The 26,504-nt window shown below is 70.0% G+C and carries 27 protein-coding genes; 17 read left to right on the top strand and 10 right to left on the bottom strand.

Annotated elements, in window-relative coordinates; all coding sequences use genetic code 11:
- The 4 genes from ACWIHT_RS12885 to pssA all read left to right on the top strand — a co-directional run bounded on the left by ACWIHT_RS12885 (position 1) and on the right by pssA (position 3,388).
- A complete protein-coding gene (locus ACWIHT_RS12885; RefSeq protein ID WP_456167382.1) occupies positions 1–513 on the top strand; it encodes a MaoC family dehydratase in 513 nt (170 codons plus the stop codon).
- Between the two features lie 2 nt (positions 514–515).
- On the top strand, positions 516–1,721 hold the full coding sequence (locus ACWIHT_RS12880; protein WP_019071294.1) for an acyl-CoA dehydrogenase family protein: 1,206 nt from the start codon (positions 516–518) through the stop codon (positions 1,719–1,721).
- 169 nt (positions 1,722–1,890) lie between these two features.
- Positions 1,891–2,547, top strand: coding sequence for a phosphatidylserine decarboxylase (locus ACWIHT_RS12875; protein WP_200711547.1), 657 nt, complete (start codon positions 1,891–1,893; stop codon positions 2,545–2,547).
- 22 nt (positions 2,548–2,569) lie between these two features.
- Positions 2,570–3,388, top strand: a complete 819-nt coding sequence (gene pssA, locus ACWIHT_RS12870; protein ID WP_200711556.1) for a CDP-diacylglycerol--serine O-phosphatidyltransferase — start codon at positions 2,570–2,572, stop codon at positions 3,386–3,388.
- A gap of 82 nt (positions 3,389–3,470) precedes the next feature.
- Here pssA and ACWIHT_RS12865 read toward each other — a convergent pair whose 3' ends face one another.
- Positions 3,471–4,589, bottom strand: a complete 1,119-nt coding sequence (locus ACWIHT_RS12865) for a glycerate kinase (protein WP_456167380.1) — start codon at positions 4,587–4,589, stop codon at positions 3,471–3,473.
- Positions 4,590–4,787: 198 nt separating this feature from the next.
- On the opposite strand from ACWIHT_RS12865, the gene ACWIHT_RS12860 reads away from it, so the two are divergent.
- The gene (locus ACWIHT_RS12860; protein WP_456167378.1) at positions 4,788–5,864 is read left to right on the top strand and encodes an ADP-ribosylglycohydrolase family protein; all 1,077 of its coding nucleotides are present in this window, start codon (positions 4,788–4,790) and stop codon (positions 5,862–5,864) included.
- Here ACWIHT_RS12860 and ACWIHT_RS12855 read toward each other — a convergent pair.
- Positions 5,861–6,880: an NAD-dependent epimerase/dehydratase family protein gene (locus ACWIHT_RS12855; protein WP_456167376.1), complete on the bottom strand. Its 1,020-nt coding sequence runs from the start codon at positions 6,878–6,880 to the stop codon at positions 5,861–5,863. The two genes, ACWIHT_RS12860 and ACWIHT_RS12855, sit on opposite strands and share 4 nt — an antisense overlap.
- 142 nt (positions 6,881–7,022) lie before the next feature.
- Here ACWIHT_RS12855 and ACWIHT_RS12850 point away from each other — a divergent pair, with 142 nt between their 5' ends.
- On the top strand, positions 7,023–7,592 hold the full coding sequence (locus tag ACWIHT_RS12850; protein ID WP_456167374.1) for a TetR/AcrR family transcriptional regulator: 570 nt from the start codon (positions 7,023–7,025) through the stop codon (positions 7,590–7,592).
- 34 nt (positions 7,593–7,626) lie between these two features.
- Here ACWIHT_RS12850 and ACWIHT_RS12845 read toward each other — a convergent pair whose 3' ends face one another.
- Complete coding sequence (locus ACWIHT_RS12845) at positions 7,627–8,457, bottom strand: SDR family NAD(P)-dependent oxidoreductase (protein WP_456167372.1); 831 nt, start codon at positions 8,455–8,457, stop codon at positions 7,627–7,629.
- Positions 8,454–9,086: a TetR/AcrR family transcriptional regulator gene (locus ACWIHT_RS12840; protein WP_456167370.1), complete on the bottom strand. Its 633-nt coding sequence runs from the start codon at positions 9,084–9,086 to the stop codon at positions 8,454–8,456. The genes ACWIHT_RS12845 and ACWIHT_RS12840 overlap by 4 nt, the downstream gene beginning before the upstream one ends.
- A gap of 54 nt (positions 9,087–9,140) precedes the next feature.
- Between ACWIHT_RS12840 and ACWIHT_RS12835 the strand changes: the two genes are divergently transcribed.
- The 4 genes from ACWIHT_RS12835 (at position 9,141) to ACWIHT_RS12820 (ending at position 11,782) form a co-directional block, all read left to right on the top strand.
- On the top strand, positions 9,141–9,860 hold the full coding sequence (locus ACWIHT_RS12835) for an SDR family oxidoreductase (RefSeq protein WP_456167368.1): 720 nt from the start codon (positions 9,141–9,143) through the stop codon (positions 9,858–9,860).
- Positions 9,861–9,964: 104 nt separating this feature from the next.
- Positions 9,965–10,462 (top strand): NUDIX domain-containing protein, encoded by a 498-nt coding sequence (locus ACWIHT_RS12830; protein WP_456167366.1) that lies wholly within the window; start codon positions 9,965–9,967, stop codon positions 10,460–10,462.
- Between the two features lie 227 nt (positions 10,463–10,689).
- Positions 10,690–11,001, top strand: coding sequence for a hypothetical protein (locus tag ACWIHT_RS12825; protein ID WP_456167364.1), 312 nt, complete (start codon positions 10,690–10,692; stop codon positions 10,999–11,001).
- A 43-nt stretch (positions 11,002–11,044) separates the two neighbouring features.
- Complete coding sequence (locus tag ACWIHT_RS12820; RefSeq protein WP_456167362.1) at positions 11,045–11,782, top strand: SIR2 family NAD-dependent protein deacylase; 738 nt, start codon at positions 11,045–11,047, stop codon at positions 11,780–11,782.
- Here ACWIHT_RS12820 and ACWIHT_RS12815 read toward each other — a convergent pair.
- The 3 genes from ACWIHT_RS12815 to ACWIHT_RS12805 form a co-directional block, all read right to left on the bottom strand.
- Entirely contained in the window at positions 11,779–12,588 is an 810-nt protein-coding gene (locus ACWIHT_RS12815; RefSeq protein WP_456167360.1) for a DeoR/GlpR family DNA-binding transcription regulator, read from the bottom strand. The genes ACWIHT_RS12820 and ACWIHT_RS12815 overlap by 4 nt on opposite strands.
- 72 nt (positions 12,589–12,660) lie before the next feature.
- Positions 12,661–13,149, bottom strand: a complete 489-nt coding sequence (locus tag ACWIHT_RS12810) for a methylated-DNA--[protein]-cysteine S-methyltransferase (RefSeq protein ID WP_456167358.1) — start codon at positions 13,147–13,149, stop codon at positions 12,661–12,663.
- 12 nt (positions 13,150–13,161) lie between these two features.
- A complete protein-coding gene (locus ACWIHT_RS12805) occupies positions 13,162–14,640 on the bottom strand; it encodes an AlkA N-terminal domain-containing protein (RefSeq protein WP_456167356.1) in 1,479 nt (492 codons plus the stop codon).
- 147 nt (positions 14,641–14,787) lie between these two features.
- Between ACWIHT_RS12805 and ACWIHT_RS12800 the strand changes: the two genes are divergently transcribed.
- Both ACWIHT_RS12800 and ACWIHT_RS12795 read left to right on the top strand, forming a co-directional pair.
- On the top strand, positions 14,788–16,074 hold the full coding sequence (locus tag ACWIHT_RS12800; protein ID WP_456167354.1) for an aminotransferase class I/II-fold pyridoxal phosphate-dependent enzyme: 1,287 nt from the start codon (positions 14,788–14,790) through the stop codon (positions 16,072–16,074).
- A 113-nt stretch (positions 16,075–16,187) separates the two neighbouring features.
- Positions 16,188–16,574 (top strand): luciferase domain-containing protein, encoded by a 387-nt coding sequence (locus ACWIHT_RS12795; RefSeq protein ID WP_456167352.1) that lies wholly within the window; start codon positions 16,188–16,190, stop codon positions 16,572–16,574.
- 24 nt (positions 16,575–16,598) lie between these two features.
- On the opposite strand, the gene ppk2 is transcribed toward ACWIHT_RS12795, so the two are convergent.
- The 3 genes from ppk2 to ACWIHT_RS12780 are packed head-to-tail and all read right to left on the bottom strand — an operon-like array spanning position 16,599 to position 18,934.
- Positions 16,599–17,489 (bottom strand): polyphosphate kinase 2, encoded by an 891-nt coding sequence (gene ppk2, locus ACWIHT_RS12790; RefSeq protein WP_456167350.1) that lies wholly within the window; start codon positions 17,487–17,489, stop codon positions 16,599–16,601.
- Between the two features lie 39 nt (positions 17,490–17,528).
- Positions 17,529–17,762, bottom strand: a complete 234-nt coding sequence (locus ACWIHT_RS12785; protein ID WP_456167348.1) for a hypothetical protein — start codon at positions 17,760–17,762, stop codon at positions 17,529–17,531.
- 17 nt (positions 17,763–17,779) lie between these two features.
- A complete protein-coding gene (locus tag ACWIHT_RS12780) occupies positions 17,780–18,934 on the bottom strand; it encodes an anion permease (protein ID WP_456167346.1) in 1,155 nt (384 codons plus the stop codon).
- Positions 18,935–19,226: 292 nt separating this feature from the next.
- Between ACWIHT_RS12780 and ACWIHT_RS12775 the strand changes: the two genes are divergently transcribed.
- The 5 genes from ACWIHT_RS12775 to ACWIHT_RS12755 all read left to right on the top strand — a co-directional run bounded on the left by ACWIHT_RS12775 (position 19,227) and on the right by ACWIHT_RS12755 (position 26,503).
- Positions 19,227–21,089: a M1 family aminopeptidase gene (locus ACWIHT_RS12775; protein WP_456167344.1), complete on the top strand. Its 1,863-nt coding sequence runs from the start codon at positions 19,227–19,229 to the stop codon at positions 21,087–21,089.
- A gap of 106 nt (positions 21,090–21,195) precedes the next feature.
- Positions 21,196–21,981 (top strand): IclR family transcriptional regulator, encoded by a 786-nt coding sequence (locus ACWIHT_RS12770; protein WP_456167342.1) that lies wholly within the window; start codon positions 21,196–21,198, stop codon positions 21,979–21,981.
- 134 nt (positions 21,982–22,115) lie between these two features.
- Positions 22,116–24,170 (top strand): oxidoreductase, encoded by a 2,055-nt coding sequence (locus tag ACWIHT_RS12765; RefSeq protein WP_456167340.1) that lies wholly within the window; start codon positions 22,116–22,118, stop codon positions 24,168–24,170.
- Positions 24,171–24,221: 51 nt separating this feature from the next.
- Positions 24,222–25,475: an aromatic ring-hydroxylating oxygenase subunit alpha gene (locus tag ACWIHT_RS12760; RefSeq protein ID WP_456167338.1), complete on the top strand. Its 1,254-nt coding sequence runs from the start codon at positions 24,222–24,224 to the stop codon at positions 25,473–25,475.
- Positions 25,472–26,503, top strand: a complete 1,032-nt coding sequence (locus ACWIHT_RS12755) for a 2Fe-2S iron-sulfur cluster-binding protein (protein ID WP_456167336.1) — start codon at positions 25,472–25,474, stop codon at positions 26,501–26,503. Before ACWIHT_RS12760 ends, ACWIHT_RS12755 begins: the two co-directional genes overlap by 4 nt.
- The last annotated feature ends 1 nt before the right edge of the window (position 26,504 follow it).

Below are 26,504 nucleotides of genomic sequence, written 5' to 3'. Positions count from 1 at the left end.
ATGCAGTTCGGACGCACCTACGAGGAGTTCGAGGTCGGCGCGGTCTACAAGCACTGGCCCGGGAAGACGGTCACCGAGTACGACGACCACCTCTTCTGTCTCCTGACGATGAACCACCACCCGCTCCACCTGGACGCCAACTACGCCGAGAACACGACGGACTTCGGCAAGAACGTGGTGGTCGGCAACTACATCTACTCGCTCCTGCTGGGCATGTCGGTGCCGGACGTGTCGGGCAAGGCGATCGCCAACCTGGAGATCGAGTCGCTGAAGCACGTGGCGCCGACCTTCCACGGGGACACGCTCTACGGGGAGACGACGGTCCTCGACAAGACGCCCTCGAAGTCGAAGAACGACCGCGGGATCGTCTACGTCGAGACCAAGGGCTACAAGCAGGACGGCACGCTGGTCTGTGTGTTCCGCCGCAAGGTGATGGTGCCGACCGAGACGTACATCAAGGAGCGCGGCGGCGAGCAGCCCGGCCGCCCCCAGCCGAAGCAGACGGAGAAGTAGCCATGGCGCGACTCGCCCAGACCGCCGGTCTCACCGACATCCAGCGGGAAATCCTGTCCACCGTCCGCGACTTCGTGGACAAGGAGATCCTCCCGGTCGCCACCGAGCTGGAGCACCGCGACGAGTATCCGCAGCAAATCGTGGACGGGCTCAAGGAGTTGGGCCTCTTCGGCCTGATGATCCCGGAGGAGTACGGCGGCCTGGGCGAGTCGTTGCTGACGTACGCCCTGTGCGTGGAGGAGATCGCGCGCGGGTGGATGTCGGTGTCCGGGATCGTCAACACGCACTTCATCGTGGCGTACATGCTCAAGCAGCACGGCACGCAGGAGCAGAAGGACCACTTCCTGCCGCGCATGGCGGCGGGCGACATCCGGGGCGCGTTCTCGATGTCGGAGCCGGCGCTCGGTTCGGACGTCTCGGCGATCACGTCGAAGGCGGTGAAGGACGGTGACGAGTACGTCCTGACCGGCCAGAAGATGTGGCTGACGAACGGCGGCACCTCGTCCCTCGTGGCCGTACTCGTGCGCAGTGACGAGGGGCACCCGGAGGGCACCGCGCCGCACAAGTCGATGACGACCTTCCTGGTGGAGAAGGAGCCCGGTTTCGGTGAGGTCCGGCCCGGTCTCACCATCCCCGGGAAGATCGACAAGATGGGCTACAAGGGCGTCGACACCACCGAGTTGATCATGGACGGTCTGCGCATTCCGGCCGACCGGGTGCTCGGCGGCGAGACCGGCCGAGGTTTTTACCAAATGATGGACGGAGTCGAGGTGGGCCGCGTGAATGTGGCGGCGCGTGGCTGCGGCGTCGCTCAGCGTGCCTTCGAGCTGGGGGTCTCCTACGCGCAGCAGCGGCACACGTTCGGCAAGCCGATCGCCCAGCACCAGGCGATCCAGTTCAAGCTGGCGGAGATGGCCACCAAGGTCGAGGCCGCCCATGCGATGATGGTAAATGCGGCACGCAAAAAGGACTCCGGCGAACGAAACGACCTTGAGGCAGGGATGGCGAAGTACCTCGCCTCCGAGTACTGCAAGGAGGTCGTGGAGGACGCCTTCCGGATCCACGGCGGGTACGGATTCTCCAAGGAGTACGAGATCGAACGCCTCTACCGCGAGGCGCCGATGCTGTTGATCGGCGAAGGTACCGCCGAAATCCAGAAAATGATCATCGGGCGCAGGTTGCTCGAAGAGTATCGATTCCAGGGCTGATTGTCCGTTTCGGGGTGTTTTCTTCGAGAAGAAGATCACACCCCGTCAACGCTCTTCAGCCGCCGACTCGACTTACTGGCTTAGCCAGTTGTGGCTCACGACCGGTACGATCCCGGGAAAGCCGCCGTCCCCCGTTACAGTGCGGCATCATCCGCTACGAAGGTCATCCATGCCCCACAGCCAAACCTCTGCACCACGCGACAGCCTGGCAGGCGTACGCCTCGCGCGCGGAGCATCGCCGTGGCTCCTGCCGACCGTCGCCACCGCAGCCCTCAGCCTGGTACGTGCGCGCAAGTCCGGCGCCGCCAAGGCCGTGGCCGTACCCGCCACCGCGCTCGCGGCGGGCATGCTGTGGTTCTTCCGCGACCCCGAGCGCGAGATCACCCGGGGCCGGGTCATCTCGCCCGCCGACGGTGTGGTGCAGAGCATCATGCCGTGGAAGGACGGTCGCACCCGCGTCGCCATCTTCATGAGCCCGCTGAACGTCCACGTCAACCGCGCGCCGCTCTCCGGCACGGTGACGTCGGTCGAGCACATCCCCGGCGGTTTCGTTCCCGCGTTCAACAAGGAGAGCGAGAACAACGAGCGGGTCGTCTGGCACTTCGACACCGAGCTCGGTGACATCGAGATGATCCAGATCGCCGGCGCCGTCGCCCGCCGCATCGTCCCCTACGTCCCGCAGGGCACGAAGGTCGAGCAGGGCGAGCGCATCGGACTGATCCGCTTCGGTTCGCGTGTCGACATCTACCTCCCCGAGGGTGTCGAGGTGGACGTGGAGGTCGGTCAGAAGACGGTGGCTGGGGTGACTCGCATTGACCGTGATTGATCCGGAGACACAGGCGGGCTGGGTGCCCGAGGCCGATGAGGTGGACGACGAGGAGGAGATGCCTCTTTCTCTCCGCCTCTCAATAGCGGACACCCTCACCCTCGGCAACGCCACCTGCGGCTTCATGGCGGTGTACTTCACCACCACCGGCATCCTGATCCCGCACCTGACGGGCAACGACGAGTCGACCGGCATGGCCCGCCACAGCGCGGCCACCGCGGTCATCCTGATGCTGTGCGCGGCGGTCTTCGACCTCTTCGACGGCCTCGTCGCCCGCAAGCTGCGCTCCTCCCCCATGGGCGCGGAGCTGGACAACCTGTCGGACCTGATCAGCTTCGGCCTCGCACCGGCGTACTTCGTCCTCGTCTACGGCATGGTCGCGGACGACGCGCACCAGAGAGTGGCCGCGGTCGGTGCGATCGTGGTGCTGCTGGCCGTGGTGCTGAGACTCGCGCGCTTCTCGTGCGTGACCCCGCCGAACGGCATGTTCCAGGGCATGCCCTCCCCGTTCGGCGCGCTGACGGTGGTCTCGATCGTGCTCCTTGAGCTGCCCTTCGTGGCGACGCTCATGGCGATCCTGGGCACCGCCTGGCTGATGGTGAGCCGGGTCGAGTACCCGAAGCCGCGCGGTCGCCTCGCGGTCGCGATGCTCGCCTGGATCGTCCTGTCGATGGGCCTGCTGGCGGCCTGGGCGTTCGACGCCCCGAGCGGCCAGCTGCTCCTCCAGACGGGCTGCGCGCTCCAGCTGGTGATGGGCGCGGTGATCCCCCTGTTCGCGACGGCCCGCCGCGTGAACAACTTCCGTGACAACCGACGCGAGGCGCGGGCAGCGCAGCCGTAGCGGTAGCGGTCGTAGCAGACGAAGACGAAGGGCCCCGAGCCGCTACTTGGCTCGGGGCCCTTCGGCGTTCCTCGTGCGGGGCTCAGACCAGGAAGTCCCGGGCAATGTTCTCCGCGACCTGCTCCAGGATCGGGCCCGCGTCGGCGATGCACTTCACTACGTCCGGTTCGACCGATGTCAGCGGGTAGGCGCGGCGGATGCCCGCGTGGCCGAGGGCCTGTGGGGGCAGGGCGAGGCGGCCGCAGACGGCGACGACCTCCTTGCCCTCCGCGCGGGCCGCCGCGGCGACGCCGGCCGGGGCCTTGCCGTGCAGGGTCTGTTCGTCGAGGGAGCCCTCGCCGGTGATGACGAGGGTGGCGCCCTCCAGGGCGGCGGCGAAGCCGAGGACGTCGAGCATGACCTCGATGCCGGGGCGGAAGCGGGCGCCGAGGAGGAGCGCGCCGTAACCGATGCCGCCGGCGGCACCCGCGCCGGGAGCGACGGCGTACTCGGCGGCCCTGGTGCCGGTCGACTCCTCCAGGATCTTCGCGTAGTGGCCGAGGGCCGCGTCGAGGGCGTCCACGTCGTCCGGTGCGGCGCCCTTCTGGGGGCCGTAGACCGCGGCGGCGCCCTTGGGGCCGGTGAGCGGGTTGTCGACGTCGCTGGCGAGGACGAGGGCGACGGAGGCGAGGCGCGGGTCGAGGCCGGAGAGGTCCGCCGAGGCCAGGTCGATCAGGGCGCCGCCGCCCGAGGGCACCGGTTCGCCGTCCGCGTCCAGGAAGCGCGCGCCGAGCGCGGAGAGCATGCCCGCGCCGCCGTCGGTCGTGGCGCTGCCGCCGACGCCGAACACGATCGTGCGGGCGCCCGCGTCGAGCGCGGCCCGCAGCAGTTCGCCGGAGCCGTACGTCGAGGAGGTGAGCGGGGCGAAGACGCCCTTGGGCAGGCGTTGCAGCCCGCTCGCCTCGGCCATCTCCACGACGGCCGTGTCGCCGCGCACCGCGAAGGCCGCGGTGACCTCGTCACCGAGAGGCCCCGCGACCCGTATCTCCCGTCGCTCGAACCCGGCCGCGACGGCCGCGTCCACCGTGCCGTCGCCGCCGTCGGCGACCGGCACCGCCGCGACCTCCAGATCGAGTACGACCCGGCGCAGCCCGGCCGTCACCCGCTCGGCGACCTGCACGGCCGTCAGCGACCCCTTGAACTTGTCCGCGGCGATGAGCACCCTGTGGGCACCCCTCTGTGCAGCGTCCGCCACCTTGCGATCCCCTTGCTCTACGGGCCCCGCACACTTCAGGGCCAGTCGCGCCGCTTGCGACCTTAACCGGCGGACACCCCCGCCGTCATGCCCCGACCGAACGCTGGGACCGCGCTGAGCGTCCGCTGTGCCGCTGCCGGGCCCGGAATCGGGTAGACCGGGGACATGACCCCAGTAGGTACTGAGCAGATGCTCGCGGACCGTGTCCTCGGGGGCTGGCTGGGCCGGATCGCGGGCAACATGCTCGGCAAACCGGTCGAGCAGGGCGACCTGTGGACGCGCGACCGCATCGACCGCTATCTCCGGCGGGCCGCCGCCCTGCCGCTCACCGACTACCTGCCGGAGCCTCCCGGCGAGGACGACGGCTTCGAACTGCGCCCCGAGTGGCGGCGGTGCGTGCGCGGCCGGATCCACGGCAGCTGCCGTGACGACGACGTCGACTACGCCGTCCTCGGCCTCGCCCTCCTGGAGACCCACGGCTTCGGCTTCAGCACCGAGCAGGTCGGCGAACTGTGGCTGCTGCGCCTGCCGTACCTCCAGACGTACACGGCCGAGCGCGCCGCCTATCGCAACCTCGCCAACGGCCTCAAGCCGCCGCTGACGGCGACGTACGACAACCCGTACCAGGAGTGGATCGGCGCCCTGATCCGCGCCGACATCTACGGCTGGACCAGCCCGGGTGCCCCGCTCCGCGCGGCCCAACTGGCGCGCAGGGACGCCGTGTTGTCCCACACGGGGAACGGTGTCTACGGCGCGATGTGGGCCGCCGCCCTGATCTCGGCGGCGTTCACCGCGCCGACCGTGCGGCACGCGCTGGACACGGCGCTGACCGTGATCCCGCCGGGCTGCCGCCTCGCGCGCACGGTGCGCCGGGTGCTCACGCTGCACGAGACCCGGATGACCTGGGAGGACACGCTCACCACACTGTCCGAGGAGACGGCGGGCCTCGGCTGGATCCACACGGTCCCGAACGCGGCCGTCCTGACGGCCGGACTCCTGTACGGCGACGGCGACTTCACCCGCACCATCACTCTCACCGTGCGCGGCGGCCTCGACACCGACTCGAACGGCGCGACCGCCGGTTCGGTCGCCGGGGTGCTGAACGGCGCCGCCGCGATCCCGGGACAGTGGAAGGACCCGCTCGAAAACACCGTGCGCAGTGCGGTGTTCGGGTTCGACGGCGTGCGGATCAGTGAACTGGCCGAACGGACCACGCAGTTGGCGGAAACCGCCGTCAACTAGACGGCCCCCTGGGCGATGAGACTCCGGGCGCAGTCGAGGACGGCCTCCCGGGCCGGGCGCGGCTCCCAGCCGAGGACACGGCGCGCCTTCTCCGTGCTGTGCCGGTTGCGGCGGCCGAGCGCGGGGGTGATCTCGCGCAGGGACCGGTCCAGGAAGCGGGCCGCGAGGCGCACCGCGAAATCCGGTAGGCGGCGCGTGGAGACGGTACGGCCGTGCTCGCCGAGGCCCTCGCGCAGGGTGCGTGCGATGTCCGCCATCCACACGAACTCCCCGGTGGCCAGGAAGCGTTGACCGGCGGCCTCCGGTGATTCCATCGCCCGGATGTGGACGTCGACCAGGTCCCGGACGTCCACGACTTCGAGGCCGATGCGCGGGACGCCGGGCATCTTCCCTCCCACCATGCGCGCGATGATGCCGACGGAGCCGAGGTTCGCGGTGGTGAGGACCGGTCCAAAGACGGCGCCGGGGAGCACGGTGGTCAGCTCGGTCGGACCGTCGTAGCCGCGCATGAAGTCCCAGGCGGCCCGCTCGGCGAGGGTCTTGGAACGGCGGTACGGGATCAGGGTCGGGTCGTCTGGATCGGTCCAAAGCGTCTCGTCGGTGACGCCTTCCGAGGCGTACGACGAGGGGCTCGCGGCGTTCGCGGCCGAGGTCATCACGACACGTCGTACACCCGCCCCGGTGGCCGCGCGCAGGACGCGCAGGGCGCCGTCGCGGGCCGCCGCGATCAGTGCCTCGGGGTCGTCCGAGGCGGCGCCGAGCGGGGAGGCGACGTGCAGGACATGGTCGACGCCCTTGAGCGCGGCGTCCCAGCCCTCGTCGGCGGTGAGGTCGGCGACGGCGAAGCCCAGCCGCCCGGCGGGGTCGGCGACGGTCGCGACGGCGTCGGTGACCGCACGTTCCTTGCCCGGGGCGCGGACGGTCGTACGGACGTCGTAGCCGCGGCGGAGCAGTTCGGCGATGCACCAGCCGGCGATGTAGCCGCTGCCTCCGGTGACCAGGACGAGTTCGGGCATGGCGGTGCTCCCTGCGGTGTCGGGGTGTCGGGTGGGGATGTGCCAGAATGGAGAGCGAAACGGAGGCCCCTCCGGTACATTCACCAACGTACCGGAGGACCCTCCTCTTAGCAATCCGACACCGGACGGACGGCCCGCACCCGTGAACCCGAAACCGACCCGCCGTGACGCCCTCGACAACCGGGAGCGCATCCTGGCCGTCGCCCGCGAGGCGATCGCCGCGTCGAGCGGTGCGTCGAATGATGTGTCCCTCACCTCGATCGCCAAGCAGGCGGGCGTCGGCATCGGGACGCTCTACCGGCACTTCCCCACCCGGGAGGCGCTGATCCTGGAGCTGTACCGGCACGACATCCAGCACCTGATCGACCGCGCGCCCGCGCTGCTGGCGGAACATCCGCCGCTCGCGGCGCTACGACTCTGGTTGGACGAGGTCGCCCACTACGGGCGGCTCAAGTACGGCGTCGCCGAGGTCATCCACGCGGCGACCGACGGGGGCGCGGACGACGAGTACTTCGCGCCCTTCGTGGCCGCGATCGACGTACTCCTGAGGGCGGGGGCCGCCGACGGTTCGCTGAAGTCCGGGATCGACCCTGAGGACGTGCTGCTCCAGCTCAGCGTGCTGTGGCGGATCGATCCGGCGCGGCCCGGCTCGGAGGCGCGGGCCGGGCGGATCCTCGATCTCGTCGTCGACGGGCTGCGGGCGGCCCGCTAGAAGCCCGCGCGGCGAACACCGTCAGCGGCACTCATCACAACGGACTCTCGGCTTGCGTGAGTTCCAGGCTCGCCCGCCACAGGCGCAGTCGGTCCTCGGTGTCGTACGCCTGGGAATGAGCGCGCGCCTCACGGGTGCGGTCGTAGAAGCGTCCGGTGATGCCGGCGAGTGCCGGATCGGTGACGAGCCGACAGGTGGCGGTCACTCCTTCCTCCAGCGTGTCGATGCTGTATCCGGTCTCGGCGAGGACGATCTTCGTCGGCATGTAGGTGGCGGGGTGCAGGCTGTTGACCGTGACCTCGCCCGCGGGCAGGCGGGCGGCGAGTTCGAAGCCGGACGCGATCTGGGCGAGCTTGCTCTGCCCGTAGGCGCGGAAGCCGTCGTAGTCGCGCTCCAGCATCAAGTCCCCGAAGTCGAGCGGGTGTTGGCCGATGGAGGCGACGTTGACGATGCGGGCCGGGGCCGACGCGCGCAGCAGCGGCAGGAGTTCGAGGGTGAGCAGGAAGCCGGCGAGGTGGTTGACGGCGAAGCGCAGCTCGTGGCCGTCGGCGCTGGTACGGCGGGTGCGGCCGTCCGGCTGCCCGCCGCCGATGCCGGCGTTGTTCACCAGGACGTCGAGCCGGTCCGTCGACGCGCGGATCCCGGCGGCCATACGGCGGACCTGGTCGAGGTCGGCGAGATCCGCGGTCACGGTCCGGGGCCGGGATGTACCGCGGGCCGTGAACCGGTCCGCGATGCGGTCGAGTTTCGCCTGATCGCGGCCGTGCAGGATCAGGTCGGCGCCGTCCGCCGCCAGGCGTTCGGCCAGGGCCAGGCCGAGGCCGTCGGTGGCGCCGGTGACGAGGACGGTACGGGAAGGGGTCATCGCGGGTCTCCCAGGGTGCTCGCCGCGCCGGTCGGGGGTGGTGCGGCCCGCGTGAGGAGGGTCGTGAGCTCCTCGACGAGGTCGTCGCCCATGGGCTCACCCGTGGCCAGGACGCGGTACCACAAGGTGCCGAACACGATGTCCAGGACGGTGGACGCGGCGGGACGGGGCGGCAGGTCGCCCCGCGTCCGGGCCCGGTCGAGGACGACTTGGAGCGCGTCGCGCCGCCGTTGGAGGAAGGCGCCGCGGAAGAGCCGGCCGAACTCCTCGTTGATCTGGGCCTCCGCCATCAGGACGCGCAGGATGTCGACGACGCGCTGTCGGCGGCCGAGCCGGAACGAGTCCTCCAGGAAGGCCCTCAGGTCGTCGGCGTAGGAACCGTGATCGGCGTTCGTGACGTACAGATCGGCCTTCACGGCGAGCGCTTCGAGGAGAACGTGGGCCCTGGAGGGCCACCAGCGGTAGATCGTCTGTTTGCCGCATCCGGCGCGTTGGGCGATTCCCTCGATCGTCAGGCCCGCGTAGCCGACCTCGTCGACCAGTTCGAACGCCGCGACCAGGATCGCCAACCGGCTCTCCTCGCTGCGCTTGCGTCCCGGGCGTGACTCCGAAGGGGGTTGCTTGTCCATGACCATGGAGGCTAGCTTAATTCGAGACGCCACGGTTCGAAATAAGGAGATGTCATGTCCCAGCACACTGCCTTAGTGGTCGGGGGAACGTCCGGTATCGGGCTCGCGACGGCCCGCCTGCTCCAGGCACGGGGGGCCACGGTGCATATCGTCGGCCGCGGCAAGGAGCGCCTCGACGCCCTTGCCGACACCGATCCCGGGCTGGTCGGGCATCGGGCCGACGCGGGAATCCCCGAGGAGATGAGCGCCCTCGCTGAGGCGATCGGCAGTGTCGACTGGCTGGTCCTGGCCGCCGCCGGCAGCGAGGGGCCGGGGCCGGTCGCCGATCTCGACCTGACGATGCTGCGACGCGCGTTCGAGGCCAAGTTCTGGCCGCACATCACCACGATCCAGGCGGTCCTGCCACACCTCGCGCCGGACGGATCGATCACGCTGCTCAGTGCCATCACCGCGCGGGCCGGCATGCCGGGAACCGCCGGTATCGCCGCCCTCAACGGCGCCGTCGAGGCCCTGGTCAGACCGCTGGCCGCGGAACTCGCCCCGATACGGGTGAACGCCGTCTCTCCCGGGCTCGTCGACACGCCCTGGTGGAGCGGTCTGCCGGAGGACGCCAAGCGCGCGTACTTCGCACAGATGGCCGACGTCCTGCCGGTCCGCCACGTCGCCTCGGCACAGGAGATCGCCGAGGTGGTGGCCCTGGCCGCCACCAACGCCAATCTGACCGGTGCCGTCTTCGAGACCGACGGGGGCGCCCGCCTGGTCCCACTCGGCTGACGGGCTCACCGCACGGTGGTGTCCCGCCCCGCCGCCTCACCTCGGCGGGACGGGACACCGGCGCTCTCGGAGAGGCGGCCGCGCGGGCTGGTTACCCTTCCTGAATGACCACCACGCCAGACTTCGCCACGTACCTCGCCGGCCTCCCCCGCATCCTCGCCGGGGCCGCCGCGCTCTTCCGCGACACCGAGGGCAACGTCCTGCTCGTCGAGCCCAACTACCGTGAGGGCTGGGCACTTCCGGGCGGCACCATCGAGTCGGACGACGGCGAGACACCGCGCCAGGGCGCGCGCCGCGAGACGCTGGAGGAGATCGGCCTCGACATCGAACTCGGCCAACTCCTCGCCGTGGACTGGATCTACCACGGGCCGGACTACCCGCCGCTGGTGGCCTACCTGTACGACGGCGGAGTCCTCACCGCGAACGACCTCAAGTCGATCCGGCTCCAGGAGGAGGAACTGCTGTCGTGGCGCCTCGTCCCGCGCGGGGAACTGACCGAGTACCTGCCGGGTTCCCTGGGACTCCGGGTCCTGGTCGGGCTCGATGTGCTGGCGGAGGGGTCGGGGACGGCGGAGCTGGAGAACGGACGGCGGGTGGGCTGAACCCTTTCCCGACGGTCCCGGTCTCGCCCTCGCTCCTCGACCTCCCGGGCCTTCACGTCCACCTCGCACCACGAGTCGTCGCGGGCCCCGGTGCGGTGGCCGCGCCGGATGCGGTCGCGGACGACGAGCGCCGCGTCGAGCGAGACGCTCACCTTGGCCATACGTGGACGCCGACGCCCGTCGGCGCGCCCCTGACATCCGCACCAGGCAAGGAACCCACCGCACCGATGACCGGCCCTTCCCCCGTGGACGACGACCGCGGTTGCCTGCGTCTGGTCCTCGCCGTACCGCTCGTCCTGCTCACCCTTGTCGCCGCGTCGTGCTGCTGGACGGCGGTGACCATCCGCCCGTCCGGGCCCTGGGACGACGACGCGTACGCCGGGATCGTGCTCGCGTGCGTCCTCGCGATCGGTGCCGCCGGTGCGGTGGTGGGGGTGTGCGCGCTGCCGTCCGTCCGGCGGATCATGGGCTGGTGGTGGACGGGCCCCGCCGTACTGGCCGGTGTGATCGCGGCGACCCGCTGGGCGACGGGCGGTTGATATCCGTTCGCCTCCCGGCACCCGGGCGACCTACCCTCGGCCCATGAACAAGCCTCTCGTCGCCCTCCTGAGTGGCGCGGGCATCTCCACCGACTCCGGTATCCCCGACTATCGCGGCCCCAACGGGCTGTGGCGGCGCGACCCCGAGGCCGAGAAACTCGTGACCTACGAGTACTACATGGGCGACCCCGAGATCCGCCGCCGCTCCTGGCAGTTGCGCCGCGACAACCGCGCGCTCGGGGCGGAGCCGAACGCCGCGCACCGGGCGATCGTCGAACTGGAGAAGGCCGGCGTACCCGTGCGGGTCATCACGCAGAACATCGACGGACTGCACCAGCTCGCCGGCCTGCCCGCCCGCAAGGTGCTCGAACTGCACGGCACCGCACGGGAGTTCAGCTGCACCGGATGCCATGCGCGGGGGCCGATGAAGGACGCCCTCGCCCGGGTCGCGGCCGGCGAGGCGGATCCGCCGTGTCTGGAGTGCGGCGCCATCCTGAAGTCGGCGACCGTCTTCTTCGGCGAGCGGCTCGACCCCGTCGTCCTCGGCGAGGCCGCCGCCATCACCAAGGCCTGCCAGGTCTTCATCGCCGTCGGCACCAGCCTCCAGGTCCAGCCCGCCGCGGGCCTCGCCGGCGTCGCCGCCGACCACGGGGCCCGCCTGATCATCGTCAACGCCGAGCCCACGCCCTACGACGAACTCGCCGACGAGGTCGTACGGGAGCCGATCGGGACGGCTCTGCCCGAGCTGCTGCGCCGGCTGAGCCAGGAGCGGGACTGCTAGGCGCAGACGGCATCGACGGCAGCGGCGGCAGCGGCGGTTTGGACCGCTCCAACGGGGTTCGCCCGGATCACGTCCACGCCCGCTTCCTCGAAGGCCGTCCAGGCTGCGGCGCCCGGCACCGCGTCGGTCACGACGACGTCCAGGTCCTCCGGACCGCAGATCTTCACCATGCCGGTTCCGGGGAACTTGGTGTCGTCGACTAGCAGCGCCACCTTGTCACTGGCGGCGATCATGGCCCGTCTTGCCGGCACCTCGGCGACCGTGGTGTCCATGACCTGAGCACCCGCGCGGACCCCGCAGGCTCCCATGAAGAGCCAGTCGGCGTGCACCTGGCGAAGATTGTCCTCCGCCATGAAGCCGTCCAGCATGCGCGACTCCCGTACGACCATGCCGCCGAGCAGCATGAGCTGGACGTGCTCGTCCTGGACGAGTTCCTCGTACACCGCCAGGTTGTTGGTGATCACGGTGATCCGGCGCCCGTGCAACCGGCGGGCGAGCCGGTGAACCGTCGAGCCGGAGTCCAGGATGATCGACTGGCCGTCCTCGATCATCCTGGCCGCCTCGGCGGCTATGGCGTCCTTGGCGTCCACCTGGGCCTCGGCAGCCTCGGTGAACGGCGCGGGGGCCTCCTCTACGACCGCTCCGCCATGAACCCGCGTGAGCAACCCGTCCGCTTCCAGTTTGAGGAGGTCACGACGGATTGTCGCGGCACTGGCGTCCAGGTGGCCGGCGAGATCCGTCACGGTGACAGTGCCGCCGGATCTCAGGGCCCGCAGGATGAGTTGATGTCGTTGTTCAGCCAGCACACGACAGGACACTACACGGACCTGCCGAACGACCCCTTTCAACTCCCTTGCCCACAAAGCACTTTGACGGGATCAGAAAAGCGCCGCCCCGCTCTCGAAGTCCAGCAGTCGCTGCTTGCGGTCCAGGCCTCCGCCGTAGCCCGTGAGGCTGCCGTTCGCGCCGACGACCCGGTGGCAGGGGACGATGATCCCGACGGGGTTCTTGCCGTTGGCGAGGCCGACCGCGCGGGAGGCGCCCGGGTTGCCGAGGGCGTCGGCGAGGTCGCCGTAGGAGCGGGTCTCGCCGTAGGGGATGCGGCGGAGCTGGTCCCAGACCGTGCGTTGGAACGGGGTTCCGTGCAGGCGCAGTTCGAGGGTGAACTCCTTCAACTCGCCCGCGAAATAGGCCTGTAGTTGGGCGGTGGTCTCGGGGAAGGGGGTGTCGTCGGGGGTGCCGAAGGATTCCTCCGGGGGGCGGTGGCGCTGGTCGACCATGTAGAGGCCGCACAGGGCGCCGTCCTCGTCCGCGACGAGGGTCAACGGGCCGTAGGGGCTGTCGATCACGGTGTGGTGCTTCGTCACTTCTGTTTTCCCTTACGCAGGCAGGAAGTTGATCGGGTGGGTGTCCGTCGCCCACAGGTACTGGACCGCGTACGCCCGCCACGGCCGCCAGGCCGCCGCGCGGGCGGTGAGGGCGGCCGGGGTCGACGGGAGGCCCAACTCCTGGGCGGCGCGCCGGATTCCGAGGTCGGTGGGGAGGAAGGCGTCGGGGTCGCCGAGGGCGCGCATGGCGATGACATCGACCGTCCAGGGGCCGAAGCCGGGGAGGGCCAGGAGGCGGGCGCGCGTCTCCGACCAGTCGCTTTCGACTCCCAAGTGGAGGGTTCCGTCGGCCAGTTGGGCGATCAGGGTGGTGAAGGTGGTGCGGCGGGTCTGCGGCATCGCCAAGGACTCGGGGTCCAGCGCGGCCAGTGACTCCGGGGACGGGAAGAGGTGGGTCAGGCCGCCCTCGGGGTCGTCGACCGGTTCGCCGTGGGCGGTGACCAGGCGGGCCGCGTGGGTGCGGGCCGCCGCCGTGGAGACCTGCTGGCCGAGGACGGCCCGTACGGCGAACTCGGCCTCGTCGACCGTGCGCGGGACGCGTCGGCCCGGTGCCTTGTCGACGAGGGGTGCCAGTACCGGATCCGTACGCAACTGGTCGTCCACCGCGACCGGATCGGCGTCCAGGTCGAGCATGCGGCGGCAGCGGCTGATGGCCACGGGCAGGTCGCGCAGGTCGCTGAGGGTGAGGCGGCAGGCGATGTGGTCGGGCTGGGGAGTGAGCGACGCGATGCCGTGGCCGTAGGGGAGGCGGAGGGTGCGGCGGTAGGCGCCGGCCCGCCACTCCTCGACGCCTGGTACGGCGGTCGCCGCCAGGTGGCCGAAGAGGTTGTCGGGGTTGAGGGGGGCGCGGAACGGCAGGCGGAGCGTGAGCGTGCCGGGGGTCAACACCGTTGTCCTCGGGCGCCTGTTGCGCAGCTCGCTCGGGGAGAGGGCGAAGACCTCGCGCACGGTGTCGTTGAAGGTGCGGATCGAGGAGAAGCCGGCGGCGAAGGCGATCTCCGCCATCGGGAGCCCGGTCGTCTCGATCAACAGCCTTGCCGTCTGGGCGCGTTGGGCGCGGGCGAGCGCGAGGGGACCGGCGCCGAGTTCGGCGAGGAGCTGGCGTTCGATCTGCCGGGTGCTGTAGCCGAGGCGGGCGGCGAGGCCGGGAACGCCCTCGCGGTCCACGGTTCCGTCGGCGATCAGTCGCATCGCGCGGGCCACCAGGTCGGCCCGCTGGTTCCACTCCGGGGAGCCGGGGCTGGTGTCGGGGCGGCAGCGCTTGCAGGCCCGGAAACCCGCCTGTTGACAGGCCGCCGCGCTCGGGTAGAACGTCATGTTCTCGGGCTTGGGCGGTACGACCGGGCAGCTGGGCCGGCAGTAGATGCGGGTGGTGGTGACGGCCGTGAAGAACCAGCCGTCGAAGCGCGCGTCCTTGGACTGGACCGCGCGCACGCAGCGCTCCGTGTCGGTGTGCATCCCGTTCTGCATGTGTCCAGCATCCGATACGCGCCGGACCGGGGCTGGCGGGAATCCGACATCGACGTCGCGTGGCCTGGTCCTCGCCCGGGTCACTGCCGGTGGGGGCCGGGCTTATCGGTTTGTGGTGTGAGACGCGGCTTTGTAGCGTCGACCTCCGTGACCTCTCCCTCACCCTCGCACAGCGCCGATTCCCTCCCGGCCCGCCTCGACGCGGCCCGGAGCGACTACGAAGCCCTCCTCACGAAGAAGCTGTCGCTCGACCTGACCCGCGGCAAGCCCTCCGCGCGGCAGCTCGACCTGTCCGCCGAACTGCTCTCGCTGCCGGACGGCCGCCACACCTCGGCCGACGGCACGGACTGCCGCAACTACGGTGGCGCGAACGGGCTGTTGGAGCTCCGCGCGATCTTCGCCGGCTTCCTCCAGGTGCCGGCCGGGCAGCTGCTCGCCGTGGGCAACTCCAGCCTGGAGCTGATGCACGACTGTCTGGTGCACGCGCTGCTCGGCACGCTGCCCGGGGCGGCCCGCCGCTGGGCGGACGAGGAGCGGATCGCGTTCCTGTGCCCGGTCCCCGGCTACGACCGGCACTTCGCGCTGTGCGAGCGCTTCGGCATCGAGATGATCCCGGTGCCGATGACCGCCGACGGCCCCGACATGGACGTCGTGGAGCGGCTGGTCGCCGCGGACCCGGCGGTCAAGGGCATCTGGTGCGTGCCCAAGTACAGCAACCCGGACGGGACTTGCTACAGCGACGAGACCGTACGACGGCTCGCCGCGATGCCGGCCGCGGCGCCGGACTTCCGGATCTTCTGGGACAACGCCTACGCCGTGCACCACCTCACCGACGAGGAGGTGGAGATCGCCGACCTGCTGGACGCCTGCGCCGACAGTGGACACCCGGACCGGGCCTTCGTGTTCGGGTCCACCTCGAAGATCACGCTGGCCGGTGCGGGCGTGGCGTTCTTCGGCTCGTCCCCGGCCAACGTGGACTGGCTGCGCGGGTACAGCGCCAAGCGGTCCATCGGACCCGACAAGATCAACCAGCTGCGGCACGTGATGTTCCTGCGCGACGCGGACGGGGTGCGCGCCCATATGCGCAAGCACCGTGAGCTGTTGCGGCCGAAGTTCGACACCGTGCTGCGCATCCTCGCCGACCGGCTGGGAGACACCGGTCTCGCCACCTGGTCCACGCCCAGGGGCGGTTACTTCATCACCCTCGACGTCCCCGACGGCTGCGCCCGCGACGTGGTGCGCCGCGCGGCGGACGCCGGTCTCGCCCTCACACCGGCGGGCGCCACCCATCCGTACGGCGACGACCCCCAGGACCGTACGATCCGGATCGCTCCCTCCTTCCCGGACGCCTCGGAGATCGAGGAGATCATCGACGGGGTGGCCACGTGTGTACGGCTCGTGGGCTACGAAAAGCTGGTGGCGGACGGGAGTTGACCCGGTGCGAGGTACCGCACGCCGGACACTCCGGAGGTGTGCGGTACCTCACGCCCCGGTTACAAATCGCTCAACCTCTGGTTGCGAAGCGGTGAGCAGTACACGATGGGGACATGACCCTGGCCGAGAGAGCCATGCAGCGACTGACAGGCTGGCCCGACCTCAGTCCGGGCCCGGCCAGCTGTGGCACGGGGCAGGCGCTGCGGTCCGTCCACAGCGAGATCGTGCACTTCCACTCCGACCACGATGTGGATCTGCATCTCACCGTCGGGGCGATCCTGCGATTCCATGACGACCTCAGTGAGTCCACCGCGATCCGGATCATCCCGGGCTCCCGCTGGGTGACCGTCCACCTGGACTGCGAGACGGACGTCGATCTGCTGCTGAGCCTGGTCAGCGTCGCCCTGAAAGCACACGCGGGCGGGCCCCCTTCCGGGAACCCGCCCATGACCGGCTGCAACTTCCACCGGGTGACGCTGGTGCCGCGCGACGGCGACTAGGACCGGTCCAAAAGGACCTCGCCCCTAGAACACCGCCGCCGTGTCGTCCTCCCCCGCCTCCAGCAAGGTGGCCGCCTCGCCGACGATGCGCGGATCGGGGCTGCCGACGACCTCCTCGTCCTTGTCGGCGTAGTCGAAGCGGGCCAGCACGCTGCGCATGGCCTCGACTCGGGCCCGCTTCTTGTCGTTGCTCTTCACCACGGTCCAGGGGGCCTGCTCGGTGTCGGTCTCCCGGAACATGGCGACCTTGGCGGCCGTGTAGTCGTCCCAGCGGTCCAGCGAGGCCAGATCCATCGGGCTGAGCTTCCACTGCCGTACGGGATCCACCTGGCGGATCGTGAAACGGGTGCGCTGTTCACCCTGTGAGACGGAGAACCAGAGCTTGATCAGGTCGACGCCGTCGTCCGTCAGCATCCGCTCGAACAGCGGGGCCTGGCGCATGAAGCGGCGGTACTCGTCCTCCGAGCAGAAGCCCATCACGCGCTCCACTCCGGCCCGGTTGTACCAGGACCGGTCGAACAGCACGATCTCGCCGGCGGTCGGCAGATGCTGGACGTAGCGCTGGAAGTACCACTGACCGCTCTCGCGCTCGCTCGGCTTCTCCAGGGCGACCACGCGGGCGCCGCGCGGGTTCAGGTGCTCGGTGAACCGTTTGATCGTGCCGCCCTTGCCGGCCGCGTCCCGTCCCTCGCAGACGATGACGAGCCGGCGTCCGGTCTCCTTGATCCAGCGTTGCAGCTTCAGCAGTTCGATCTGCTGGAGCCGCTTGTGCCAGTCGTACTCCTTGCGCTCCATGCGCTGTTCGTACGGGTAGTTCTCCCGCCAGGTGTCCACCGGGCTGCCGTCGGGCCGGATCAGCACCGGGTCGTCCTGGTCCGTGTAGTCGACGCGCAGCCCCGACAACAGCTCAGTCATCCCGGCCTCCTCTCGATGCGGTTCAGTGATCAGCGGTATTCAGTGGAACTGCGGCACGATGAGATATATGCCGTATGCCACGACAGCCGCACAGGCGACAAAGCACAACCCCGCCTGGGCAAATCCGAGGGCATGGGTGCCGCCGTCCTGTTCGCGGGCGGCCTCGACCTGGGCGATGCCGAGCACCCCCAGCGCGAAGACGACGACCACACCGACGGTCACTCCGACACTCACCGCGGCCACCTCGCCGAGGGCGTTCCAGTCCACGCTCATCAGTCAACTCCCTTGACTCAGGCGGCCGTACGGACGTCCGAGGACGCGCCGCCGCGGATGGTGACCTCGTGGGTCTCGTTGACGTTGTCGGCGTGCACGGGGTTGCGGCGCGAGGCGATCACGATGAATCCGGCCACGGCGGCGGCGATCAGCGCGATCAGGGCCGTACCGAGGTTGCCGCCGTGCTTGACGACACTCGCGGACAGGCCGCCGACCAGGGCCGCGGCCGGCAGGGTGACCAGCCAGGCGATGACCATACGGCCGGCCGTGCCCCAGCGCACCTCGGCGAGGCGCCTGCCGAGGCCCGCGCCCAGGATGCCGCCGGAGCAGACCTGGGTGGTCGAGAGCGCGAAGCCGAGGTGGGCGGAGGTGAGGATCACGGTCGTGGAGGCGGCCTCGGCCGCGAAGCCCTGCGGGGACTCGATGTCGGTGAGGCCCTTGCCCATCGTGCGGATGATGCGCCAGCCGCCGATGTAGGTACCGAGCCCGATCGCGAGGCCCGCGGAGGCGATGACCCACACCGGCGGACCGGCGTCGTGGCCGAGCGCGCCCACGGAGATCAGGGTCAGGGTGATGACGCCCATGGTCTTCTGGGCGTCGTTCGTGCCGTGTGCGAGGGAGACCAGCGAGGCCGAGGCGATCTGGCCGATCCGGAAGCCCTTGGTGACCGAGTCCTTGCGGGCCCGGGCGGTGATCTTGTAAGCGAGGTAGGTGGCGAGGAGAGCGGCGATTCCGGCCACGAGCGGGGAGGCGACCGCCGGGATCAGGATCTTCTCCACGACCTTGTCGAAGTGGACGCCGTTGGAGCCCGCGCCGACCCAGACGGCACCGATCAGGCCACCGAAGAGGGCGTGCGAGGAGCTGGACGGAAGCCCGAGCAGCCAGGTCAGGAGGTTCCAGAGGATCGCGCCGACGAGCCCCGCGAAGATCATCCCCGGTGTGACCAGGGTGTCGTCGACGATGCCGCCGGAGATCGTCTTGGCGACTTCCGTGGAGAGGAAGGCGCCGACGATATTGAGAGCTCCACTGATGAGCACCGCCACTTTGGGCTTGAGCGCCCCGGTGGCGATGGACGTCGCCATCGCGTTGGCGGTGTCGTGGAATCCGTTGGTGAAGTCGAAGGCCAAGGCCGTGACGATGACGACCGCCACGAGGAACGTGATGTGGTCCATCGCTCGATGGAAGCAATCGAAGGCGTACATTCGGCCAACCGGAGGCCAAATCCAGGCATGGCCCGGTCAACGTAGGCATACGCACGGCACCCTCCGGCCCCCGTTCGCACCTTCCTCCACTCCATGCGCACACTTCCTTCTTTTTATGGCATGGCCCGGTCAAATCTGCGAAGCTTCCCCCGCGATCACGCAACAGCTACGCGCGTTCCCGAGGCCACCCACCGGCACACCCAGTCCGGCCGGGCGGCCACCGAGCAGGCCGGGATCCCGGCCGCCGTATAAGGAGTTCCGTGTGAGACCGACCCCCCACAAGGCTCTCGCAGCCGGCGTCTTCGCCGTCGCCGCGGTAGCCGCCCTCTCGCTGCCCGTCACCCCGGCCGCCGCGGCACCGGACGCGACCCCCGTGGTGGCCGCCGCCTGTGCCCCGGCGCAGGTGGTCGCCAACGGCGGCTTCGAAAGCGGCACTTCGTCCTGGACCCAGTCCTCGACAACCGTCATCACCAGCCGCACCGGGCAGAGCGCCCACGGCGGCACCAGCTTCGCCTGGCTGGACGGCACCGGCGGCACGCACACCGACACGCTCTCCCAGAGCGTGACGATCCCGTCCGGCTGCGCCAGCGCGACGCTGACCTTCTGGCTGCACATCGACACCGCCGAGACGACCTCGTCCACCGCGTACGACAAGCTCACGGCGAAGATCGGCAGCACGACCCTCGCGACCTACTCGAACCTGAACAAGGCCACCGGGTACGTCCAGAAGTCGTTCGACGTGTCGTCGTTCGCGGGCCAGACCGTGAGCCTCGCCTTCTCCGGTGTCGAGGACTCCAGTCTCCAGACGAGCTTCGTCGTGGACGACATCGCCCTCGACACCTCGGGCGACACCGCCCCGCCGGCCGACTCGACGCGCACTCCGGCCGCCCCGGCGTACACCGTCAGCCTGACCAGCAACACCGCCGGCACGGTCTGGACCGGCCACGAGAGCACGACCTTCACCAACGCCTCGGCGAGCCCGCTCACCGAGGTGTACCTGCGGCTGTGGGACAACTACCACGGCACCTGCACCGCCCCGCCGATCACGGTCACGAACGTCACCGGCGGCACCGCGGGCGCCCTCTCGGTCGCCTGCACGGCCCTGCAAATAGCGCTCCCCACTCCCCTCGCACAGGGTCAATCCACCACCATCGGCTTCGACTTGGGGATCACGGTCCCGAGCGGCGCCGACCGGTTCGGCTACGACGGCGCGTTCAGCATGATCGGCAACGCGCTGCCGGTCCTCGCGATCAAGGACGGCTCGGGCTGGCACCTGGACCCGTACACGAACAACGGCGAGTCCTTCTACTCCCTGGCCGCCGACTTCAAGGTGACCCTGGACCACCCGACCACCCTGCTGGTCCCGGCCACCGGCGCCTCGGTCGACACCCCGGGCACCAGCGGCCGTACGATCACCACGGCCACGGCCTCCAAGGTCCGCGACTTCGCGTGGGCGGCGGGCCCGTTCACCAAGATCTCCGGTACGTCGACGGCAGGCACGCCGATCAACATCTACTCGGTGACGGGCATCAGTTCGGCCAACGCCCAGTCGATGCTGACCACCGCCAAGTCGGCGGTCGACGCCCACGCGGGACGCTTCGGGGCCTACCCGTACGGCGAGTTGGACGCCGTCATCGACAACAACTTCTGGTTCGGCGGCATGGAGTACCCCGGCTTCGTCCTCGACCTGGTCAGCACCACGGCTCTCACCCATGAGATCGGCCACCAGTGGTTCTACGGCATCGTCGGCGACGACGAGTACAACAGCCCCTGGCTGGACGAGGCGTTCACCGACTACGCCACCGACCTGGCCCAGGGCCTGACCGGCACCAACTGCTGGAACAACGTCTCCTGGGCCTCGACGGCGGAGAACATCACCAACTCGATGGCGTACTGGGACGCCCACTCGTCCCGCTACTCCACCGTCGTCTACGGCTACGGCAAGTGCGCCCTGCACGATCTGCGCCGCACCCTCGGTGACACCGTGATGGCCAAACTCCTGAAGGACTACGCCACTTCGCACTGGTACGGCGTCTCGACCACGGCCGAGTTCAAGGCGGCGGCCCAGGCCGCGACGACCACGGACCTGACCTCGTTCTGGACGACGCACCGCATCATCGGCTGACGGAAAGGGGGGTGGCGGTGGGGTCGGCAGACCGCACCGCCACCCCCCTTCGTTGTCGGGACCGGAGGCTCGCGGCCGGTGCCGTCCCCTCGATTACCCTTCCGCCATGACCAGCAGCGGAAGCCGCCCACGTGATCACTCGGTGCAGTCCGTCGACCGGGCGGTGTCGATCCTCCAGGTGCTGGCCACGCGGGGTCCCAGCGGGGTGACCGAAGTCGCCGAGGAACTGGGCATCCACAAGTCGACCGTGTTCCGGCTGCTGGCGACCCTGGAGTCACGGGGCCTGGTCGAGCAGGACACCGAGCGCGGGCGGTACCGCATCGGGTACACGATGGTCGAACTGGCCGCCGGGGCGGGCAAGGTGAACGACCTGTCCCTGCTGAGCCGTCCCGTCTGCCAGGAACTGGCCGCGGCCGTGGGCGACACCGTGAACGTGGCGATCCACGACGGGCACGACGTGATCACCATCGACCAGGCGATCGGCGCGGCGGCGATCACGAGCATCGACTGGGTCGGCCGACGCGCCCCGCTGCACGCCACCGCGGCGGGCAAGCTCTTCCTGGCGCACATGGCCCCCGACCAGGTCGCGGAGATCTTCGCGAGGGGGGCGGAGAAGTACACCCCGCACACGATCGTCGACCCGAGGACCCTCGCGGCGGCGCTGGAGACGATCCGCGAGCGGGGCTACGCCACCACCAGCGAGGAGCACGAGATCGGTCTGGCCGCCATCGCCGCCCCGATCCGCGCCCTGGACGGCAAGGTCATCGCGGCCGTGACCCTGTCCGGGCCGACCTTCCGCATCGGCGAGGACACCGTGTCCGGTCTCGCGGACCAGCTGCTGGCGGCCGCCGCGAAGATCTCCTGGCGCCGGGGCCACGTGAAACGCGGATGAGCGCCGCGCGCACGGCGAGTTAACACGGCGGGCTATTGACGGCCGGGGATTCCCAGCTCCACCATTTGTCTCGTATGGCGATGCTGTTTTGCATCGCGAAACAGACGCGCCACAGCATCCTTCGAGGAGCAGCCGTGCCCTCAGCCATCCTGGATCCCCTGCTCCAACCCTTCCGGCTCAAGCACCTCACCCTGCGCAACCGCGTGGTCAGCACCTCTCACGAACCGGCGTTCGGCGAGGACGGCCTGCCCAAGGACCGTTATCGGGCCTACCACGTGGAGAAGGCGCGCGGCGGGGTCGGTCTCACGATGATCGGCGGCTCGGCGGTCGTCTCGCCCGACAGCCCGCCGGCGTTCGGCAACCTGCTCCTGTACCGCGACGACATCGTCCCGTGGCTGCGCAGGCTCGCCGACGACGTGCACGAGGCCGGGGCCGCCGTCATGTGCCAGGTCACCCATCTCGGCCGCCGCACCAGCAACTTCACCGGGGACTGGCTCCCGGTGGTGTCCGCCTCACCGCTGCGCGAGCCCGCGCACCGCGCCTTTCCGAAGGCCGCCGAGTCCTGGGACTTGGACCGGATCGTCGCCGACTACGCCGCCGCGGCGGTCCGTTGCCGGGAGGGCGGTCTCGACGGCATCGAACTGGAGGCGTACGGCCACCTGTTGGACAGCTTCCTCTCCCCCGCGACCAACCACCGCGACGACGAGTGGGGCGGCGGCCCGGAGAACCGGATGGCGTTTCCGCGCCGGGTGATCCGGGCGGTGCGCGAAGCCGTCGGCCCGGACTTCGTCGTCGGGATCCGGATGTCGCTGGACGAGGCACAACCCGGCGGCCTCACTTTCGACGAGGCGATCACCGCCGCCCGCCAATACGCCGCCGACGGCATCGACTTCATCAGCACCATCCACGGCTCCATCGAGCGGGACGCGTCCCTGGCGAGGGTCATCCCGTCCATCGGCACCCCGCTCGGCCCGTACCTGGAGTTCACCGGCGAGATCAAACGTCGCCTCCCCATACCCGTGATGCACGCGGCCCGCATCGCCGACGTCGCCACCGCGCGGCACGCCCTGCGCGAGGGACTGCTCGACCTGGTCGGCATGACCCGTGCGCAGATCGCCGATCCACACCTGGTCGCCAAGGTGAAGGCCGGCCAGGAGGACCGCATCCGGCCCTGCGTCGGGGCGAGTTACTGCCTCGACGCGATCTACGACTCCGGCGACACCAAGTGCGTCCACAACCCGTCCACCGGCCGCGAACTCCACCTGCCCCACCTCATCTCCCGCACAAAAGGCCGTCGTAGGACGGCAGTTGTCGTCGGAGCGGGACCGGCCGGACTGGAAGCTGCGCGCGTCCTGGGCGAACGCGGCCATGACGTCGTCCTGTTCGAGGCGAGCGACCGGCCCGGCGGGCAGATCAGGCTCGCCGCGTCGAACCCGCGCCGGGCCGACCTGATCCAGATCGTCGACTGGCGCCTCGCCGAGTGCAAAGTCCTCGGCGTCGATCTACGCCTGGGCACGTACGCCGAGGCCGACGACGTCCTCGCGGAACACCCCGACCTCGTGATCGTCGCCACCGGAGGCATGCCCAACCGCAGCTTCCTCACCGCCGGCGAGGACCTGGTCGCCGACACCTGGGACGTGATGACGGGCTCGCTGCGGCGCCCACGCGGCAAGATCCTGGTCTACGACGACCACGGCGGCTACCCGGCCATGGACGCCGTGGAGGTCCTCACCGCGTCGCCCGACCTCAGGATCGAGTACGTCACCCCGGAGCGCGCCCTCGCCCCCGACGTCGGCAGCATGAACTCCCCCGCCTACCTACGGGCGTTCACCGCGCACGACGTCACCATCACGCTCGCCCGGCGACTGCGCTCCGTGCGCCGCACCGGGGACGGACGACTGGCCGCGACCCTCTACAGCGAGTACACCGAGGCCGAGACGGAACGGATCGTGGACCACGTGGTCGTGGAGCACGGGACCCTGCCCGCGGACGAGCTGTACGTCGAACTCCGCCCCGGATCAAGCAACTTGGGCGAGGTCGACCACCGCGCCCTGCTGGCCGACGAGCCGCAGTCCGTGGTCCGTAACGAGGCGGGCCGCTACCAGCTCTTCCGCGTCGGCGACGCCGTCGCCTCCCGCAACATCCACGCCGCGATCCACGACGCGCTGCGGCTGTGCCTGCCGGTCTGAGCGTCACCCCCCGTCCTGACGTCAACTCCCCAGTCGTACCGGAGAGATGAGATGAAGCAAGCGACCTCCGACGTCGGCGACCTCGTCGCCCGACGTCCCGCGGGCCGGAGCCTCGAAGCCCCGTTCTATGTCGGCGAGGAGTTCTTCGACCTCGACATCGAGGCCGTCTTCGCCCGGAGTTGGCTGTTCGTGGCCGCCGAGGCGGAGCTCCCCGAGCCCGGCGACTACGTGACGGTCGACCTCGGGTCGTACTCGGTCATCGTCGTGCGCGACGACGACGAGGACGTCCGGGCCTTCCACAACGTCTGCCGCCACCGCGGCGCGCGCATCCTCGACGAGGAGCGCGGTTCGGTGGGCAACATCGTCTGCGGATACCACCGTTGGACGTACGGCGTCGACGGCAAGCTGCTGTACGCCGAGTCCCAGGCGCCCGGTTTCGACCCGTCATGCTTCGGGCTGCGGTCCGTGCACGCGCGCACGGTGGCCGGGCTGGTCTTCATCTGCCTCGCCCAGGAGCCGCCGGAGGACTTCGACGAGGTCGCCGCCCGCATCGCGCCGTACCTCGCACCGCACCGCCTGGCCGAGACGAAGGTCGCCACGCAGATCGACCTGGTCGAGAACGGCAACTGGAAGCTGACCATGGAGAACAACCGGGAGTGCTACCACTGCGTGGGCCATCCCGAACTCCAGGCCTGCTACTTCCCCATCTACGGCTACCAGGAGAAGGACCTCCCGCCCGCGCTGCGCCCCGCCTACGAGCGCTTCCTCGTGGCCGACGCCGAGGCCCGCGAGACCTACGACTCGCTGGGCCTGCCCTACGCCGAGATCGAGGAACTGGACACCCGCCCCACCGGTTTCCGCATCCAGCGCGAGCCCCTCGACCTCGCCGGGGAGTCGTACACCCCGGACGGCACGGCCGCGTGCAAACGCCTGCTGGCGGACTTCCCCACGGCCCGCCTGGGGCGCCTGTCCATGCACATCCAGCCGAACTCCTGGTTCCACTTCATGGCCGACCACGCGATCACGTTCTCCGTGATCCCGCTCGGCCCGGACCGCACCCTCGTCCGCACCACCTGGCTCGTGCACGCCGACGCCGTCGAGGGGATCGACTACGACCTCGACACCCTCACCAAGGTGTGGCAGGCCACGAACGACCAGGACGCGGTGCTGGTGGCCCGCGCCCATCGGGGCATCAGCAGCCCGGCCTATCTGCCGGGCCCGTACGGTCCGACGGAGGAACAGGTCGAGGCGTTCGTCAACTGGTACGTGACCAGGCTCAAGGCACACCTGGAGCGCCGGCCATGAGCGAGACCGAAGAGCTGCTGGTGTGCCGTCAGGTGCACCCGCTCACGCACGACGTCTCCACGTTCGTGTTCGAGTACGCCGAACCCCGGCCGTTCCGGCACGACCCGGGCCAGTTCCTGACGCTGACCCTCGACATCGACGGCCGACCGGTGCGGCGCTGTTACACCATCTCCTCACCGCCCACCCGCCCCTTCCTGCTCTCGATCACGGTGAAGCGCGTACCGGGCGGGCTCGCGTCGAACTGGCTGCACGACCACCTCGGGCCGGGCGACACCGTACGGGCGCACGGACCGCTCGGCGACTTCTCCACGGCCCGGCATCCGGCACCCAAGTACCTCTTCCTGTCCGGGGGCGTCGGTGTGACGCCGTCGATGTCGATGACCAGGACGCTGTACGACCTCGCGGACCCCGCCGACGTGGTGTTCGCGCACAGCGCGCGCACCCCGGCGGACATCGTCTTCCGCCACGAACTCGACCTCATCGCCGCGACCGCGCCCAACATCCGGATCGTCCACATCTGCGAGGAGGACCGCCCGTACGCCCCCTGGGGCGGACACCGCGGCCTGCTCACGATCGAGACGCTCCGGCAGATCGCGCCGGACTTCCTCGAACGGGAGGTCTTCACCTGCGGCCCCGCCCCCTACATGGCCGCGGTACGGCGGATGCTGTCGGACGCGGGCCTCGACATGGACCACTACCACGAGGAGAGCTTCACCTTCGAGGCGCCGACCGGGCAGGCCGCCCCCTCGTCGGCCGCCGCGGACACCGGTTTCAAGGTCGAGTTCGCCCGCACCGGACGCACCATCGAGTGCGACGCCGACACCTCCCTCCTCGCCGCCGCGTCCAGAGCGGGCCTCAGCCTGCCGGCCTCGTGCGCGCAGGGCATGTGCGGCACCTGCAAGGCGACCCTGCTCTCCGGCTCCGTCGACATGCGGCACAACGGGGGCATCCGGCCACGCGAGATCGCCCAGAACAAGGTTCTGCTCTGCTGCTCGAAGCCGCTGGAGGACGTTGTGATCGATGCGTGAG

The organism is Streptomyces sp. NPDC002276 (assembly GCF_053891435.1).
This window is presented reverse-complemented; position numbering and strand designations above follow the sequence as displayed.